Source organism: Streptomyces xanthophaeus (assembly GCF_000725805.1).
Classification (GTDB): Bacteria; Actinomycetota; Actinomycetes; order Streptomycetales; family Streptomycetaceae; genus Streptomyces; species Streptomyces xanthophaeus.
Genome location: NZ_KL647135.1, coordinates 103650 through 121785, shown reverse-complemented (window position 1 = coordinate 121785; position 18136 = coordinate 103650). Strand labels below are relative to the sequence as shown.

Annotated in this window: 12 protein-coding genes; 7 read left to right on the top strand and 5 right to left on the bottom strand. The window is 71.7% G+C overall.

The genetic code is table 11. From position 1 onward, the window contains the following. Positions 1 to 583: 583 nt before the first annotated feature. Complete coding sequence (gene glgP / locus IO30_RS0136530; RefSeq protein ID WP_031150419.1) at positions 584 to 3226, top strand: alpha-glucan family phosphorylase; 2643 nt, start codon at positions 584 to 586, stop codon at positions 3224 to 3226. A gap of 227 nt (positions 3227 to 3453) precedes the next feature. Continuing rightward, positions 3454 to 4149 carry a hypothetical protein gene (locus IO30_RS42470; RefSeq protein WP_051902815.1) on the top strand — a complete coding sequence of 232 codons (696 nt, stop codon included), beginning with the start codon at positions 3454 to 3456 and terminating at the stop codon, positions 4147 to 4149. Between the two features lie 29 nt (positions 4150 to 4178). On the opposite strand, the gene IO30_RS0136520 is transcribed toward IO30_RS42470, so the two are convergent. Then, positions 4179 to 5648 carry a nitronate monooxygenase gene (locus IO30_RS0136520; protein ID WP_037896213.1) on the bottom strand — a complete coding sequence of 490 codons (1470 nt, stop codon included), beginning with the start codon at positions 5646 to 5648 and terminating at the stop codon, positions 4179 to 4181. Positions 5649 to 5911: 263 nt separating this feature from the next. Then, the gene (locus IO30_RS0136515) at positions 5912 to 8179 is read right to left on the bottom strand and encodes a M4 family metallopeptidase (protein ID WP_031150416.1); all 2268 of its coding nucleotides are present in this window, start codon (positions 8177 to 8179) and stop codon (positions 5912 to 5914) included. 381 nt (positions 8180 to 8560) lie between these two features. On the opposite strand from IO30_RS0136515, the gene IO30_RS0136510 reads away from it, so the two are divergent. Further along, entirely contained in the window at positions 8561 to 10036 is a 1476-nt protein-coding gene (locus IO30_RS0136510; protein WP_031150415.1) for a sugar transferase, read from the top strand. 24 nt (positions 10037 to 10060) lie between these two features. On the opposite strand, the gene IO30_RS0136505 is transcribed toward IO30_RS0136510, so the two are convergent. Next, positions 10061 to 11005 (bottom strand): GDP-L-fucose synthase family protein, encoded by a 945-nt coding sequence (locus tag IO30_RS0136505; protein WP_031150414.1) that lies wholly within the window; start codon positions 11003 to 11005, stop codon positions 10061 to 10063. Between the two features lie 224 nt (positions 11006 to 11229). On the opposite strand from IO30_RS0136505, the gene gmd reads away from it, so the two are divergent. The 4 genes from gmd (at position 11230) to IO30_RS0136485 (ending at position 16424) form a co-directional block, all read left to right on the top strand. Next, on the top strand, positions 11230 to 12243 hold the full coding sequence (gmd, locus tag IO30_RS0136500) for a GDP-mannose 4,6-dehydratase (protein WP_031150413.1): 1014 nt from the start codon (positions 11230 to 11232) through the stop codon (positions 12241 to 12243). A gap of 246 nt (positions 12244 to 12489) precedes the next feature. Then, a complete protein-coding gene (locus IO30_RS0136495) occupies positions 12490 to 15267 on the top strand; it encodes a CBM96 family carbohydrate-binding protein (RefSeq protein WP_031150412.1) in 2778 nt (925 codons plus the stop codon). A 109-nt stretch (positions 15268 to 15376) separates the two neighbouring features. Further along, positions 15377 to 16054: a hypothetical protein gene (locus IO30_RS0136490; protein ID WP_031150411.1), complete on the top strand. Its 678-nt coding sequence runs from the start codon at positions 15377 to 15379 to the stop codon at positions 16052 to 16054. Positions 16055 to 16202: 148 nt separating this feature from the next. Next, complete coding sequence (locus IO30_RS0136485; protein WP_031150410.1) at positions 16203 to 16424, top strand: DUF6458 family protein; 222 nt, start codon at positions 16203 to 16205, stop codon at positions 16422 to 16424. Between the two features lie 26 nt (positions 16425 to 16450). Here IO30_RS0136485 and IO30_RS0136480 read toward each other — a convergent pair whose 3' ends face one another. Together IO30_RS0136480 and IO30_RS0136475 are read right to left on the bottom strand one after the other, a co-directional pair. Continuing rightward, positions 16451 to 17569, bottom strand: a complete 1119-nt coding sequence (locus IO30_RS0136480; RefSeq protein WP_031150409.1) for a glycosyltransferase — start codon at positions 17567 to 17569, stop codon at positions 16451 to 16453. Next, positions 17566 to 18120 (bottom strand): WcaF family extracellular polysaccharide biosynthesis acetyltransferase, encoded by a 555-nt coding sequence (locus IO30_RS0136475; RefSeq protein ID WP_031150408.1) that lies wholly within the window; start codon positions 18118 to 18120, stop codon positions 17566 to 17568. The genes IO30_RS0136480 and IO30_RS0136475 overlap by 4 nt, the downstream gene beginning before the upstream one ends. Positions 18121 to 18136 lie beyond the last annotated feature (16 nt).

The window sequence follows — 18136 nt, the reverse complement described above, 5'->3', positions numbered from 1 at the left end:
AGACGGCTGGGCTGCGGGCATGGCCGCTCCTGTCCGCGTTCACTCGGGTGGCGGGGAGAGGTTGGGGGCGGGTGCGCCGTGCGTGTACCGCGTGTACCCGGTGAGCCCTTCCCACTCTCCCCCCGCCCAATCCGGGCCCTCGGTTAACTACTCGTACGTAGGGTCACGGCCGATACCAAGCCCCGGATCGACATCGGCCGAGGCTCCGTCAAGTCGGCCAGGACTACCCGAGGTACGAGAGGCGGCTCATCCGTCTCATGGGTCCCAGTGGTCGCTTCAGTGCCGTTCCGCGCCCGGGCGCGCGCCCCTTCCGCGCGGTGCGTGCCGGTGATTTCGACCGGTGCGGACCGGGATTTCGGCGCCGAAACCAGCAGGGAATCCGGCGGGATCTCGACACCGTTCCGACGGGATCCGGCCATGAGGGCCGCGGCGGACGCGATCCGGGCCGCGCGCGGGCCGCCCGGCGCCCGCGAGGGCGCCGTGGCCGGAAGGCGTCCGTCTCGCTAGCCTTCCGGGGGTGATGCGCGGGTGCACAGCGTGGTGCGGCCGCTCCGATCCGCAATCCCCTGCGAAGGTGGAACGTGTGAAGGCTATCCGTCGATTCACCGTGCGCCCCGTCCTCCCGGAGACCCTGCTGCCGCTCAACGACCTCGCGCGCAATCTGCGCTGGTCGTGGCATGCCGAGACCCGCGAACTCTTCCAATCCGTCGACCCCGAGGGCTGGCAGGCCGCCGACGGCGATCCCGTCCGGCTCCTCGGTGCCGTGTCCGCCGCCCGGCTGGCCGAACTGTCCGCCGACCGCCGCTTCCTGCGGAGGCTCGCGGCCGCCGCAGCCGACCTCGATGACTACGTGACCGGCGGGAGGTGGTACCAGGGACACGAGTCCGAGGGCGGCCTGCCCGCCGGGATCGCCTATTTCTCCCCCGAGTTCGGTATCACCGCCGCCCTGCCCCAGTACTCCGGCGGCCTCGGCATCCTCGCCGGGGACCACCTGAAGGCCGCCAGCGACCTCGGAGTCCCGCTCATCGGCGTGGGACTGCTCTACCGGCACGGCTACTTCCGCCAGTCGCTCTCCCGCGACGGCTGGCAGCAGGAGCAGTACCCCGTCCTCGATCCCGACGAGCTGCCCCTCGACCTCGTGCGCCAGGCCGACGGCACCCCCGCCCGGGTCTCGCTGACCCTCCCCGGCGGCCGGGCCCTGCACGCGCACGTCTGGCGGGCCCGCGTCGGCCGGGTGCCCCTGCTGCTGCTGGACTCCGACGTCGAGGACAACGACAGCGCGGCCCGCGAGGTGACCGACCGGCTCTACGGAGGCGGCAGCGACCACCGGCTGCTCCAGGAGATGCTCCTCGGTATCGGCGGCGTCCGCGCCGTCCGCCTCTACTGCGAGCTGACGGGCCACCCCGACCCCGAGGTGTTCCACACCAACGAGGGACACGCCGGCTTCCTCGGGCTCGAACGCATAAGGGAACTGGAACGGGAGCAGGGCCTCGGCTTCGACGCCGCCGTCGAAGCCGTCCGCGCCGGGACCGTCTTCACCACGCACACCCCCGTCCCCGCGGGCATCGACCGCTTCGAGCGGGCCCTGGTCGCCCGGCACTTCGGCGAGGGCGGGGAACTGGAGGGCGTACCGGTCGAGCGGATCCTCGAACTCGGCGCCGAGTCCTACCCCGGGGGCGACCCCGGCGTGTTCAACATGGCGGTCATGGGGCTGCGCCTGGCCCAGCGGGCCAACGGGGTCTCCACCCTGCACGGCGCCGTCAGCCGGGAGATGTTCGCCGGGCTGTGGCCGGGCTTCGACGCCGCCGACGTGCCGATCACCTCCGTGACGAACGGGGTGCACGCCCCGACCTGGGTGGCCCCCGAGGTCGTCCGGCTCGGCGCCCGCCAGATCGGCGCCGGCCGCACCGAGGACGCCCTCTCGGTCGGCGGCTCCCAGCGCTGGGACGCGGTCGCGGACATTCCCGACCAGGACGTCTGGGACCTGCGCCGGGTGCTCCGCGAACAGTTGGTGCAGGAGGTGCGCGACCGGCTGCGGGCCTCCTGGCGCCAGCGCGGGGCCGCGGACGCCGAACTGGGATGGGTGGACTCCGTACTCGATCCGGACGTGCTCACCATCGGCTTCGCCCGCCGCGTGCCCTCGTACAAGCGCCTCACGCTGATGCTGCGCGACCCGGAGCGGCTGCGCAGGCTGCTGCTGGACCCCGAGCGGCCGGTGCAGATCGTGGTCGCGGGCAAGGCGCACCCGGCGGACGACGGCGGGAAGCGCCTCGTGCAGGAGCTGGTGCGCTTCTCGGACGACCCGCGGGTGCGCCACCGGATCGTCTTCCTGCCCGACTACGGCATGGCGATGGCGCAGAAGCTCTACCCGGGCTGCGACGTCTGGCTGAACAACCCGCTGCGCCCGCTGGAGGCCTGCGGGACGAGCGGGATGAAGGCCGCCCTGAACGGCTGCCTCAACCTGTCCGTGCTGGACGGCTGGTGGGACGAGTGGTTCGAGTCCGACTTCGGCTGGGCGATCCCCACCGCGGACGGGCTCGGGGCCGACGAGGACCGCCGGGACCACCTGGAGGCGAACGCCCTCTACGAGCTGATCGAGGGCCGGGTCGCGCCCCGCTTCTACGACCGGGCCGGGGGCAGCGGGCTGCCCGTGCGCTGGATCGAGATGGTCCGGCGCACCCTGGTCTCGCTGGGGCCCAAGGTGCTCGCGGGCCGGATGGTGCGGGAGTACGTGCAGCGGCTGTACGCACCGGCCGCGCTCGCCCACCGCGCCCTGAGCGCCGGGGCGGCGCGGGACCTCGCCTGGTGGAAGGGGCGGGTCCGGGCCGCCTGGCCGGGCGTCGCCGTCGAGCACGTGGAGGCGCTGGCCGCCGCGCCCGTGAACGGCACCGCCGAACTCGGGGCCACGCTCACGCTGCGGGTCCGGGTCTCGCTGGACGCGCTCTCGCCCGAGGAGGTGGAGGTGCAGGCCGTCGCGGGCCGGGTGGACCCGCAGGACGTGATCCGGGACGCGCGGACCTTCCCGCTCAAGCCGGCCGCCGGCCCCGACCTGGAGGGCCGCTGGGTGTACGAGGGCCCGCTCGCCCTCGACCGCACGGGGCCGTTCGGGTACACCGTCCGCATCCTGCCCGCGCACCCGCTGCTGGCGACCCCGGCCGAACTGGGCCTGGTCGCGGGCCCGGCGGTCAGCGAGGCGGTTCCGGGGGACGGCGTGGTCCTGCGCTGAGCGACCCGCCCGGGGACGGGCCGGCCGTGCGCACCGGAGCCCTGCGGGGGCCGGTGCGCACGGGTGTCGTTCCGCGCTGCCGGATGGGCTCAGGACCGCCTTCCGGGAGGGTGAACCTCCGACCGCGCTGAGCATGCAGAAACGTTTCGCCGTACTGGTCCGCTCCTACGCTGCCCGCGGATGCCACCGGACCCGGGCATCCGCGGACCCCGAGAAACGGACTCCTCATGCGTCTTCGCACCACCGCCGCCGCCGTGTTCGTCGGCGCCGCCGCGCTCGTCCTTCCCACAGCCGCCCCGTCGCTGGCCGACGGCCCCGACGGGCGCGGCCTCGGCACGCTGCACTACCGGTTCGTCGAGGACGACGGGGACGAGCGCAGGGCGCAGATCCGGCCCGCGGACAACGACACCTGCTACCTGCTCACCCACACCTCGCGGCGCGAGCCCGCCGTAGAGGTGATCAACGAGACCCGGTCGCAGGCCGTCCTCTTCGACAACCCCGGCTGCAGCGGCCGGGCGGAGCGGGTCCTGCAGCCGGGCCAGCGGGCGCGGAACCTGGAGGTCGTCGCGGTCTTCTTCAAGCCGGCCGACGGCAACGGCCGGGGTGACCAGGGCAACGGGGGCTGGAACGGCCGCGAGGACGAGGGCCGCGGGGAGCAGGGCCGCGGTGACCAGACCGGCGATCAGACCGGTGACGACCAGGACAGCACGGACGCGGGCCGCGGGGAGCAGGGCCGGGGCGACGAGGCCGTCGAGGAGGAGTCCGGTGAGGACGAGGCCGTCGAGGAAGGCGGCAGCGAGGACGCCACGGAGGAAGAGGAAGCAGTAGAGGAAGAGGAGGCAGAAGAAGAGGAAGGGCTGGATGAGGAGATGACGGAGGAGGCGGAGGAGTTCGTCAACCGCATCGTCCGTTCCATCGGCTGACCGCCCCTGGACGCCCGGTGGCCCGGCCGTCAGCCGCGCGCCTGCGCGCCGGTCCCGGCGGCCAGCCACCGCACCACGTCGGCCGCCGTGTAGGGCCCGGCGTCGGGGGAGAGCTCCGGCAGGAACGACAGGTCCTTGCCGATGGTCACCAGCGGCGGTTCCACCCGGCCGCCGGGCCGCCGCTGCGCCAGCCCGATCGTGGCGAGCAGCCCGTTGCACAGGCACCGCCGGCCCTTGGTGTCCGCCGCGTCCCCGCCCTTGCGGACGTACGCGGCCTCGGGCTCGGCCGCGCACCGGTAGGCGAGCCCGCGGGGGCCCCGTACCGGCGTGCGCAGGAAACCGAGGTCGCACACCCGGCGCCGGGCCGCCGCCACCTCAGGTTCGGACACCGTGCCCGCCAGCTCCGCCACCTTGAAGGGGAAGGCGGTCGGTGAGGCCTGGGGGTCGTTGCGGACGGTGAGGGTGCCCTCGTGGGCCCGGCCGCGCAGTTCCTCGCGCAGGTGCCGGGCCATCCCCGACTCCTCGCACAGGGCGAAGGCGCTGCCGACCTGCACCCCGGCCGCGCCCGCGGCCCGGGCCGCCGCGACGGCCGCGGGGCTCGCCTGGCCCCCGGCGAGCCAGAACGGCAGGCCGAGCGCCGCCATCTTGGCCAGGTCCGGGTGATCGCGCGGGCCGTAGACCGGTTCGCCCTGCGCGTCGAGCGTCATCGGACCGCGCGGCGGGGCGCTGTGCCCGCCCGCCCCGCTCGTCTCGATCACGAACCCGTCGGGGCGGGTCGCCTCGTCCCGGGCCAGGTAGGCGGCCAGCACCGGGAGGGAGACGATCGCGAGGACCTCCGGGCGCCGCAGCGGGCCCGGCAGGTGCCCGGCCAGCAGCGCCCCCGGGTCGAAGAGGTGGTCCAGCGGCTCCTCCTGGCCCTCCACGGCGATCCGGGTCACGCAGGGTTCGTAGCGCGCCAGCCGAGAGGCGAGGGCAGGGATCTGACCGGGGACTCCCGCACCCACGAGCACGTGGTCGACGCCTGCCAGGATCGCGCCGAACATCGCGGGGGCGGTGGCCAGCTGGATCTTTTCCAGGTAGTTGATGCCGACGAGTCCGTCATGTCCCTCCTTCGCTAGCCAGACCTCGGCGAAATTGCCGAGGACGGTGAGGATCTCTGCCTGGGCCCCGCCGGTCGCCCGCAGCCGCGGGGTGGTGCGCATGGGGACGCCCTCGTCCAGTCCGTCCTCGCGGAAGTAGCAGTCGAGGGCGGTCTGGGCGAGCTCGGGGAGCGGGAAGGCGGCCAGTGCGCGGCGGGCGTGTCCGCCGGGGTCGCCGGTCTGCAGGACGCGGGCGAGCACGACGTCCAGGGCGGTGCCGGAGACCACGCCCAGCTGTCCTTCCCGGGACACGGCCCGGGCCAGCCGCCAGCCGGAGACGCCGACGCCCATGCCGCCCTGGATCAGCCACGGGCGCTGGGCGGCGGGAGCCGGCGGAGAGGTGGAAGGGAGCTGCGGCATGGGGGCACGTCCGTCATTCGGGGGTCACCCGAACCTACGCCTCCGTAGGTTCGCTCGGGTTCAGTCTCCCTGGAGGGGGGCTCGCGCGACGGCGCCGGAGGTCACCGGCCGCAGGGCAGTTGGTCCCGGGCGGACGCGGACCAATGGGGGGGGCACGGACCGATGGGGGCACGGACCAATGGGACAGGGCCGCCCGGGGAGGTTTCCTCCCGGGCGGCCCCGTGTCTAGCGGTTCAGCTGTCCTTCACCTGTACCCGGTGGGGTCAGAAGGTGAGCTTCCAGCTGTTGATGTAGCCGGTGTCCAGGCTGGCAGCGTCCCTGACGCGGAGCTTCCAGGTGCCGTTCGCGACCTCGGAGGAGGCGTTCACGGTGAAGGACTGGACGATGTTGTCCGCGCTGCCGCCGGAGCGGTTGCGCAGGTTGTAGACGCTGCCGTCGGGGGCGACCAGGTCGACCACCAGGTCACCGACGTAGGTGTGGACGATGTTCACGTCCACCTTCAGCGTGCTCGGGGCGTTGCCCGTGCGGGTCACCGCGAGCGGGGACTCGACCGTGGCGTTGTCCGCGATCTGGTAGTCGTTCGTGTTCTCGAAGACGTTCTGCTGGGCGGTGCCGACCGTCCAGGTGAAGGCCGCCGTACCCGTCTTGGCCTGCGAGTCGGTCACCGTGACGGTCACGTTGGACGTGCCCGCGGTGGTGGCCGTGCCGGAGATCAGACCGGTGGAGGAGTTGATCGACAGGCCGGCCGGCAGGCCGGTCGCCGCGTAGCTCAGCGCACCCGGGTTGGTGCTGGTGGCCTGGACCTGCAGGCTGACAGCGGTGTTGATCTGGGTGGTCTGGTTGGCGATCGGGGTGACCGAGACGCCGCTCACGATGCGCGGGCCGACGTTGATGGCCGCCCAGGCGTTCGCCGCGTTGTTGTAGGTGACCGAGCCGGCGCCGTAGAGGTCGGCCGCCGCCTGCAGGGTCGCCGTACGGGCGGCCGCGTAGTTGGTGTTCGACTTGAACAGACCGGTGGTCAGCGCGCGGAACCAGATCTTCGAGGCTGCGTCACGGCCGATCGCGGTGACCGGCAGGCCGTCGGAGGTCGGCGAGTCGTAGCTCACGCCGTTGACGACCTTGGCGCCCGAGCCCTCGGAGGCCAGGTAGTACCAGTGGTTGGCCGGGCCCGAGGAGTAGTGGACGTCGATGCCGCCGATGCCGGAGTACCAGGCGTCCTTCGACGAGCCGTCCTTGCTCGGCTTGTCCATGTAGCGCAGCGGGGTGCCGTTGCCGCGGATGTCGATCTTCTCGCCGACCAGGTAGTCGCCGACGTCCTGCGGGTTGTTGGCGTAGAACTCGACGGCCGCGGCGAAGATGTCCGAGGTCGCCTCGTTCAGACCGCCGGGCTCACCGCTGTAGGTCATGTTGCCGGTGACCGAGGTCAGGCCGTGGGTCATCTCGTGGGCGGCCACGTCGGTGGAGGTGAGCGGCTTGGCGTTGCCGTCACCGTCGCCGTACGTCATGCAGAAGCAGGAGTCGTCCCAGAACGCGTTCACGTAGTTGTTGCCGTAGTGGACCCGGCTGTACGGGGAGACGCCGTCGTTGCGCAGACCGTTGCGGCCGTGCACGTTCTTGTAGTAGTCCCACGTGACCTGCGCGCCGTAGTGGGCGTCGGCGGCGGCCGTCTCCAGGTTGGCCGGAAGGCCGTTGCCCCAGGTGTCGTCCGGGCCGGAGAACAGGGTGCCGGTGCCGGAGGTGCCCCGGTTGAGGTTGTTCGTCTTGTGCCCGCCGCGCGTGGCGTCGTTCAGCGTGTAGTTGCTGCCCGACTGCGAGGACCCGATCGTCACCTGGCCGCTGTACATGGTGTTGCCGGTGCCGGTCTCGATGGCCTGCCACTCGGTGATCTTCGCGCCGGTCTTGGCGTTGGTCACCACGTGCAGCTCGTTGGGCGTGCCGTCGTGCTGGAGGCCGCCGACGACGGTCTCGAACGCGAGGACCGGAGCGCCCTCGGCCGCCCAGATCACCTTGCGGGCGCCCTTGGAGGCCTTGGCCTCCTTGGAGCCCTCGGCGCCGGCCGCGGCGACGGCCTGGCTCTCGGCTGCCGCCGGGGTGACCGAGGCGTTGGTGTCCGCGACCTTGATCTCGTGGTTCGTCGCCTTGGTGACGCTCTTGGTCACTCCGTCCTTGGCGTGGACGGTGAGGTCGCCGCCGAGGACCGGGAGGCCGTCGTAGGTGCGCTCGTACGTGGTGTGCGTGGTGCCGTCGGCGTCCTTGACGACGTCACGGACGACCAGCTTCTCGCCGGTGCCGAGGCCGAGGGCCTTGGCAGCCTGCGCGGTGGTGGAGTTGGCCTCGGCGAGGAGCGTCGCACGCTCCGAAGCGCTGAGTACGCGGTTGGCCGCGCCCGGGTTGGACTGGACGGCGCTGCCGGCCTGGGACGCGGTGGCGTCGGCGGTGGCGGTGCCGGTCTGTATGCCTACGGCGAGCAGGGCTGCCGCGGCAATGAGCGCGCCGGCCGCAGTGGCGCGCCGCTGGGGGGTGGACCTCAACGCAGACTCCTTCTGCAAGGGGGGTTCCGGACGGCTGGGTGGGCCTCCGGGCAGATCAGGGCTGGTGCGATGAACGGTCGAAGATTGCCACTTACAGGCTGGGATGTCAGGGCCGCGTCAAAAGGTTGGCCGGAAACGGTTCGTTGTCCGAAGAGACGTATCCGGTATCCGGATCATTCACCTTCGTATGGGATGGGGCAGTCCGGTAATCGGAACGGGCAATACCGGTTGCTAACACTTGCGCAACAAGAGGCCGTGTTAACCCAAACGGCATTTACCGTACGGGTGTTTGTCGTACTGTTTCCCGGTGCGACAGATGTCCGTTGCCCGGGGAAGCCGTGGACACTCGTCACAGTCATAGACCACGTGCCAGGGGGGCCCATGAGGCATGTTCATTTTCCTGCGCAAAGAGTGGCCAGGGCGGCCCAGGGGACGGCTGCACCTGCCCGTAGGCTCGGGGACAAGGCCCGGTGGTACCTGCCCGCGGCCCTCGCCGCGGACTTCCTGGGCGCCGCCGTGCCCGTCGGGCTGGTCTTCGAAGCCGCCCAGCAGGTACGACCGCTGTACTGCGCCCTCGGCGCCGCCGTCGCATGGACCGGCGTCCAGGCGCTGCGCCGCCGTTACGCGGCCCGGCTGCTCGGCGAATCCCGCGGCGTACTGCCCGTCCTGCACGACTGGCTGATTCTCATCGGCGTCCTGGCCGTGGCCCGCGTGGTGACCGAGGAGGACACCCCCCGGCTGTCCGCACTCGGGGCCCTGTTGCCCGCCCTGCTGATCACCGTCGCCTGTCACAAGCTGACCTACCGCCACCTCTCGGCCGCCCGCCGCGAGGCCCAGGCCGTCAGCCGGGTCCTGGTCGTCGGCGAACCCGACGCCGCCGAGGACGTCATCGCCCACCTCGCCGCGCGCACCGACCATCCGTACGTGGTGGTCGGAGTGGTTCCGGTCGGCGACGGATCCCTCGTCAGCGGGGTGCCGGTCGCGGCCCGGCTCGGCGGGGCCATGCCCCAGGCGCTGAACGGCGACTCCGACGAGGTGCTCGGCGCCGTCCGCAGCCACCACGCCGACCTGGTGCTCGTCGCACCGGGTGCCCGGTTCGCCGGGGACCGGCTGCGCCGCGTCGCCTGGGCCCTGCACGACGCCGGGCTGGAACTCGCCGTCTTCCCGGGACTGGTGGAGGTCTCGGTCAAGCGGCTGGAGACCCTGTCCGCGGGCGGCCTCGCCGTGCTGCGGGTGGTCCCGCCGCTCAGCCGCGGCTGGCAGACCCTGCTCAAGGCGGTCCTGGACCGGGCGGGAGCCGCGGTCGGACTGCTGCTGCTGTCGCCGCTCTTCCTCGGGATCTTCCTGGCGATACGTTTCGGCTCCCGTGGCCCGGCCTTCTACCGGCAGCGCCGCATCGGCCGCGACGGAGTCCCGTTCGTCATGTGGAAGTTCCGCACGATGGTCGTCGACGCCGATGCCCGCAAGGCCGAGCTCTCCGGGGCCAACGAGAACGACGGCCTCATGTTCAAGATGCGCCGCGACCCCCGGGTGACCCGGGTGGGACGGCTGCTGCGCCGTACCTCGATGGACGAGCTGCCGCAGCTGATCAACGTGGTCACCGGCCACATGTCGCTGGTCGGGCCGCGCCCGCCGCTGCCGGAGGAGGTGGCGAAGTACGACGAGGTCGAGCTGCGCCGGCTCACCGTGCGGCCGGGCATGACGGGCCTGTGGCAGATCAGCGGGCGCTCGGACCTGTCATGGGACGAAACGATTCAGCTTGATCTCCAGTACGTCGACAACTGGTCCTTCACCAGCGATGTCGACGTCATGGGACGCACGCTCCGCGCCGTCGTCGACGGTCGCGGAGCGTACTGAGGTGCCCAGGACGTGAGTGTCAGATCAGCCCTGCTCGCGCCACCACGCGTAGGTGGAGGCGATGCCGTCCCGCAGCGGGATGCCGGGCTTCCAGCCGAGCGAGGTGAGGCGGCCGACGTCCAGCAGCTTGCGCGGGGTCCCGTCCGGCTTGGACGTGTCCCAGGCGAGCTTGCCCCGGAAGCCGGTCACCTCGGCGACCGTCTCGGCGAGCGCCTTGATGGTCAGGTCCTCGCCGCAGCCGATGTTGACGGGCTCGTCGCCGTCGTAGCTGTTCAGCAGCACCGCGCAGGCGGCGGCCAGGTCGTCCACGTGCAGGAACTCCCGGCGCGGCGTACCCGATCCCCACAGCGTGACCTCGTCGCGGCCCTCGGCGGCGGCCTCGTGGAAGCGCCGGATCAGCGCGGGCAGGACGTGCGAGGACTCGAGGTCGAAGTTGTCGCCCGGGCCGTAGAGGTTCGTCGGCATGGCCGAGATGTACGAGGCCCCGTACTGCTTGCGGTACGACTGGACCTGGACGATGCCCGCGATCTTGGCGAGGGCGTACGCCTCGTTGGTCGGCTCCAGCGGACCGGTCAGCAGGGCGTCCTCGCTGATCGGCTGCGGGGCCAGCTTCGGGTAGATGCAGGAGGAGCCGAGGAAGAGCAGCCGGCCCACTCCGGCCTCGTGCGCCCCGGCGATGACGCTGAGCTGGATCTTGAGGTTGTCCTCGAGGAACTGCACCGGGTACGTGCTGTTGGCCATGATCCCGCCGACCTTGGCGGCGGCCAGCACCACGGCGTCCGGCCGGACGTCCTTCAGGTACGCCGCGGTCGCGGCGGCGTCGCGCAGGTCGAGGTCGGCGCGGCCCCGGGTCAGCACCTCGTGGCCGTCGGCGGTGAGCCTGCGGGCGACCGCGGAACCCACGAGGCCGCGGTGGCCCGCGACGAAGACGCGGGCGTTCGGGGGCAGGAGCGGCAGCGAACTTGTCATACCGCCGATGATGCCAGTCCGCTCCCGCGGGAGTGGCAGTGGTCCGGATCCCGGCTGCCGGGCGCCGCCCGGGGCGATCCGCCCCGGCGTGTACGGTACCCATCCGGTCCCGGGCAGAGCCCCGGAGCGCGTCCCCCCGCCAGGACACAGCACGCGCGGACCGCCCCACACAATGAACCACACCGAATCACCATGAACCGCAACGAATCCCAGGGGGACCCCACATGGGCAAGACCGCACTGATCACCGGCGTCACCGGGCAGGACGGCTCGTACCTCGCAGAGCTCCTGCTCTCCAAGGGCTACACGGTGCACGGGCTCGTGCGGCGGTCCTCCAGCTTCAACACGGAGCGGATCGACCACATCTACCAGGACCCGCAGACCGCCAACCGGTCCTTCGTCCTGCACCACGCCGACCTGTCCGACGGCGTCGCCCTGGTGAACCTGCTGCGCGAGATAGCCCCCGACGAGGTCTACAACCTCGGCGCCCAGTCGCACGTCCGCGTCTCCTTCGACGCACCCCTCTACACGGGTGACGTGACCGGCCTCGGCGCGCTGCGGCTGCTGGAGGCCATCCGGGCCAGCGGGATCGACACCCGCATCTACCAGGCCTCGTCCTCCGAGATGTTCGGGGCGACCCCGCCCCCGCAGAACGAGTCCACCCCGTTCCACCCGCGCAGCCCCTACGGCGCGGCCAAGGTCTTCGCGTACTGGACCACGGTGAACTACCGCGAGGCCTACGGCATGTTCGCCGTCAACGGCATCCTCTTCAACCACGAGTCCCCGCGCCGCGGCGAGACCTTCGTGACCCGCAAGATCACCCGCGCCGTGGCCCGCATCAAGGCCGGTCTCCAGGACCACCTCTACCTCGGCAACCTCGACGCCGTCCGCGACTGGGGCTACGCCCCCGAGTACGTGGACGCCATGTGGCGGATGCTCCAGCAGGACGAGGCGACCGACTACGTGGTCGCCACCGGCGTCGCCGCCACCGTCCGCGAGTTCGTCGAGGCCTCCTTCACGCACGCCGGTCTCGACTGGAACGAGCACGTGCGCTACGACGCCAAGTACGAGCGCCCCAGCGAGGTCGACGCGCTCATCGGCGACGCCTCCAAGGCCAATGCGCTGCTCGGCTGGAAGCCGACGGTCCTCGTGGCCGATCTGGCCAAGATCATGGTCGATGCAGACATCCGCCAGGTCGAGGACCAACTGGCGGGCGTGACCGTGCGCATCGACCGCTAGGCCTTATATTGCCCCTACGCTTTGCCGTGTTCCGGTCATGCTTCACCGTCTTGTGTGGGTGTGACCGGGGCAAAGCTGCCGTATGTCCGTAGTGCACCCTCCGTGCTGAACCCTGTTGATTCCAATTTGGTATGCAAGGGGTCAAGTGAGGTGACCGGGCCCTCGCGTGAGCCCTAGTCTGCGCCAGTACATATGGCTGTTCGGATAGTTTCAGCCATCAAACCGGGCGATTGCCCTGGGGGGCTCATGCGTAGATCCAGAGGGCTGACTGCTGCCCTCGTCCTGTCACTGGCCGGTGCGGGCACCGGCATAGGTCTGGTGCTGATGCCTCAGGCGTCCGCCATCACCCAGCCTGTGGCATTCACCGCCGACCAGCTGCCCACCTGGCAGCCGGACGGCATCGTCTGGGCCATGGCCCAGGCAGGCGGCACCGTCTTCGCCGGCGGTACCTTCTCGACCGTCCGGCCGCCCGAGGGCTCCGGAAGCGGTACCGAGCAGGAGGCCGTGAACTTCGTGGCGCTCGACGCCGCGACGGGTAACCCCACGGCCTGCAAGCTCGCCTTCACCATCGGCGAGGGCACCGCGACCGTGCGCACGCTGGTCGTCTCGAAGGACAACAAGACCCTGTACGCGGGCGGCTACTTCGGTGCCGTCAACGGGACCCCGGTCTCCAGCGTCGCCGCGATCGACATCGCGACCTGCACCCCCAAGGCCTCGTTCCACCCGAGCTTCCCCGCCACCGTGCGCGGGCTCGCCGTCACCGACGACACGCTGTACGCGGCCGGAGACTTCTACCAGGTCGAGGGCCAGACCCGGGAGCGGTTCGCCGCCGTCGACGCCGGCTCCGGCGCCCTGAAGCCCTTCGTCGCCAACGCCGACGAGCCGGGCCGCGCCATCGAGGTCACCCCCGACGGCAAGAACGTGCTGCTCGGCGGCGACTTCTTCAGCGTCAACGGTGCCAACACGCACGCACTGGCCGTGGTGAACTCCACCACCGGTGCGATCACCAAGACGTACACCAACATCCCGTCGAACTCGGTCGTCAAGGACATCTCCACCGACGAAACCGGCTTCTACACGGGCAACGAGGGCTCCGGCGGCGGCGTCTTCGACGGCCGCATCGGCCTGCGCCTGAGCGACTTCAGCGAGAAGTGGCGCGACCGCTGCCTCGGCGCCACCCAGTTCGTGCTGCCGTACCAGGGCGTGCTCTACAGCTCCTCGCACGCGCACGACTGCACCACCGAGCTGGAGTTCCCCGACGGCAAGCGCCACTTCCTGCTGGCCCAGCCGACCGACCACGAAGGCGAAGCCCCCGCCCCCGTGGGCGGCTTCGTCCGCGGCCCGCGCAAGCTCGGCTGGCACCCCACCGCCAACGACGGCATCGGCGAGGGCATCGGCCCGCGCGTCATGGCCGTGGCGGAGAAGAACGACACCAAGTACATGTGGGTCGGCGGTGAGTTCACCCTCATCAACGGCGTCCCGCAGCAGGGCCTGACCCGCTTCGCCTCCACCGGCGACATCGGCGCCCCGACCACGCCGGTCGCCAGCGCCGCCAGCGTCAAGCCGGGCGAGGCCCAGGTCCGCTGGCGCACCAGCTACGACTCGGACGACAGCAAGCTGACCTACCGCATCTACCGCAACGGCTCGGCCACCCCGGCCGCCACCGTGACGGCGGAGTCGCTGGAGTGGGAGCGTCCGCAGGCCTCCTGGACCGACACCACGGTCAAGGCCGGCCAGTCGTACACCTACCGCGTGACCGCCACCGACGCCGCGGGCAACACCAGCGCCCTCTCGGCCACCGCCTCGGTGTCCGTGCCGACCTCGGTCCAGGCGTACCCGAACCAGATCCGTACGGACGGCGCCCAGCTGTACTGGCGCTACGACGACACCGTCAGCCCGTACGTCGCCGACTCCTCGACGGCCAACCTCAGCGGCGTGCAGTTCAACGCCCCGGCCCTGCGCCAGAGCCCCGGAGCCGTCACCGGTTCCAGCACGGCGATGGGCTTCAACGGGACCAGCCAGCTGCTCCACGGCGACCGCCGCCAGAGCGTCGGCGCCACCTTCACCATCGAGACGTGGTTCAAGACGAACACCACGCGCGGCGGCAAGCTGATCGGGTTCGGTGACAACACCACCCGCACCAGCAGCCAGTACGACCGTCACCTGTACATGACCAACACCGGCCGGCTCGTCTTCGGTGTCCACGACGGCTCCACCCGGACCGTCTCCACCGGCCTGTTCGACACGTACAACGACAACAAGTGGCACCACGTCGTCGGTACCCAGGGCCCCAACGGCATCACGCTCTACGTCGACGGCCAGAACAAGGGCTCGCTCAACGCCAAGAGCACCGGGACCTACGGGGGCTACTGGCACGTCGGCGGCGACAGCCTCGCGGGCTGGCCGACCCGCCCGACGAGCAACTTCTTCGCCGGGCAGCTCGACGAGTCGGCCGTCTACCCGACGGCGCTGACCCAGGCCCAGGTCAAGAGCCACTTCGACCTGGCCAAGGCCGCGTCCGACACGGTCGCCGAGGTCAACGCGACCGAGGACACCTACATCAACCAGGGTGCCCCCGGTACCGCCTACGGCACCTCCACCTCGCTCGCGGTGCGCGGCACCTCGGCGTACGAGTCCTACCTGCGGTTCAACCTGCCGGCCGCCCCGGCCGGCCAGGTCCTGAAGGCCGCCTCGCTCCAGATCAAGACCAGCACCCAGGCGGGCGCCGGCACCGCCGACACCGTCTCCGTGGTCCCGGTCACCGGCACCTGGAGCGGCGCGGGCACCACCTTCAACACCAAGCCCACCCTCGGCACCACCCCGCTCGGTTCCATCGCGGGCGTGCCGGACGGCTCGGCGGTCCACAACGTCGAGCTGGACACCGCCGCGGTCTCCGCGCTGCTGGGCACCACCACCAGCCTGGGCCTGACGAGCACGGGCACCGACCCGCTGTGGATCTGGTCCTCGGAGGCGACCGCCGCGGAGGGCACCCCGCAGCTGGTCCTCACCTTCGGCGCGAAGTGACCGAAGCAACCGAGTAACAGAGCAATCGCCTGACGGCGTGCGGGGCCCGGCTCATACGAGGCCGGGCCCCGCACGCCTACTCCACCCCAGTAAGTACGGGAGCCATCCGATGTACCGACGCTCCGCAGCGGCTGCTGTTCTGCTGGCCGCCGCGCTCACGCTGACCGCCTGCAGTTCCGGTGACAAGGCCGAATCCGGCGCGGAGGCGAAGGCGAAGCCCCCGGCCTCGTCCTCGGCCCCCGATCCGGCGGACGCCCCGCCCACCGCGGAGACCACGCCCGAAGCCAAGCCCACCGGCCCCGTGCTCCCCGACGCGAAGATCACCCCGAAGACGGGCAGCTTCACGCCGCAGGAGAAGAAGTACCTGAGCGGGCGGGTCCCGGAGAAGACGGACCCGGCGGCCGTCCTCCAGACCGGCCAGGAGGCATGCCAGCGGGTGGAGCGCACCGCCAAGCGCGACAAGGACGCCGCGACCGGAGCCGTCATCACCGGGGAGATCCCGGTGGCGAAGGACGCGATCACGATCCTGTGCCCCGAGCAGAAGCCGATCCTGGCCGCTGCGGAGAAGGGCTTCCCCGAGGGCCCGCGCACCTCGCCCGCCGCGGGCAACTACCGTGCGCTGACCCAGGCCACGAACTGCACGTGGCAGGCCAAGGGCAAGGACGGTTCCATCCTCGCCTCGGGTCCGGAGACCCCGCCCAAGGAGGGCGACAAGATCACCGCGGCCATCCCGAGCGGCACCGCGGAGTTCAACTCCACGGGCTGCTACGCCTGGGTGCCGGCGTAACACCACCCGCGGGCGACGGCCGCCGCCGCCCGCCACGACGCCCCCGAGGACCGGACCACCGGACCCCGGGGGCGTTTCCGTGTCCGGGTCCGGGGTACCCGCGGAGCCAGCACGTGACCACGACACCGGCAAAGCGGAGGCGAGTCAAATGGGCGGTCTGGGTGGCTGCATAGGCCTGATCGTGGTGGGGGCCATCCTCACCTTCGCCACCGACTGGGAGATGAGCAGCGTCGACCTCGACCTGGTCGGGCTGATCATGATGGCGGTGGGTGCCATCGGCCTCGCCGTGTACACGAGCGTCCTCAAGCGCCGCCGCACCACCATGGGCGCCGTCCCGGTGGTGGAGGAGCACCGCCGGGACGGTATCTAAGCCGGCAAGGGCCGGGCCGGCCCGGCCTAGGCGCGCAGGGCCTTCTCGTAGACGGGGAGCAGCGTGTCCAGCACGGAGTCCATCGAAAAGGACTTGGCGGCCAGTTCGCGCGCCGACAGCGAGGCGGCCCGGTTGGCCTCCGGATCGAGCAGGGACAGCACCGCCGCCGCCACGCCCGCCGGGCCCGGGTCGACCGCGCGGCCCGCGCCCGCGGCGGCGATGTCGCGGGCCAGGCCGTTGGAGTGGGTCACCACCGGGGGGACGCCCACCGCGAGCGCTTCCAGCACCGACATAGGGAACGGCTCGTCCACGGACGGCAGCACGTAGACGTGGGCCCGGCGCAGCTCCGCCAGCACCTCGGCGCTCGACAGGGCCCCCGGGACGGTGAACCGGTCCGTCAGGCCCAGCTCCCCGATCCGGGCCCGTACGGCCGCCAGTTCGCCCTCGTCCGGACCTGCGACCACGAAGTGCGCCTGAGGGTGCTCGGCGAGCACCGCCGGGGCCGCGTCCACGAAGTCCACCGGCCGCTTGCGGGCCTGCAGGCGCGCCGAGTACAGGATCCGCGGCGGCCCGGACGGGGCGGGCCGGGCCTCCTGCGCCGGGGTGCCGTTGACCAGGCGGACCGCCTTCGCCAACGGAGCCCCCACCACCGCGTCCAGGCCCTCGCGCTCGTGCGGGGTCAGGTACAGCACCGCGTCCGCGCCGCGCAGCAGCCTGCGTACCGCCACCGCGTCCAGCACCTTGGCCAGCAGTTTCTCGCTCGGGTCGACCATGCCGTGGGTCTGCAGCACCAGCGGCTTGCCGGCCCGCAGCGCCGCCAGGGCCACCGGCAGGGTCACCAGGTCCCGCGCCAGGTGCACGTGGACGGCGTCCGCGTCGCGCACCAGGCGCCCCGCCGAGGCCAGCAGGGCCGGCGAGGTCATCCCGCTGAAGCCCAGCGGGAGCAGCCGCCTGGCCGGGAAGAGCTTGGCGGGCACGCCCTCGACGTCCGTCGGCCAGGGCTCCGGGAAGCCTTCGCCCAGCGCGAGCAGCCGTGCCTCGTGGCCCCGGGCCCGCAGCCCCTTCGTCAGGTTCAGCGCGACCCGGACCGGCCCGCCGAAGGCGTGCGACGGGGAGTGCAGCGTCACGGCGTGCAGGACTCTCACTTGGGCTCCTCCACCGGGCGGCGACGCCCGTCCTGGGTCTGCAGCGTCAGCTCGGGCAGGTCCTTGTGCACGACGGCGCCCGCGCCCGCGACCGCGCAGCGGCCCACGGTCACCCCGGCCAGCACGGTGGCCCGTACCGCCACCCAGGCGCCGTCCTCGACGACGATCGGCGCGTTGCGGTAGCGGAAGTCGGCGGCCCGGTGGTCGTGCGAGCCGGTGCACAGCAGCGATTCCTGCGACAGGCACACGTTCGCCCCTATCGTCACCGGCTCCAGGTTCAGCAGCCAGGCGCCCTCACCGATCCAGGTGTGGTCCCCGACGGTGAGCTTCCACGGCCACAGCACCCGCACCTTGTGCCGGATCAGCACACCCTCGCCGATCTTCGCCCCGAACGCCCGCAGCAGCGAGACCCGCAGCCGCGCCGGACAGAACCAGGTCATGAACAGCGTGTTCATCACGGCGAACCAGAGCGCCTGCGTCAGCAGCCCGCGGCCCTTGTCGTATCCGGCCAGCGTGAAGGCAGGAAGATCACGCAACTGAAGCCCCTTCATCCTCCCCCGGGAGGCG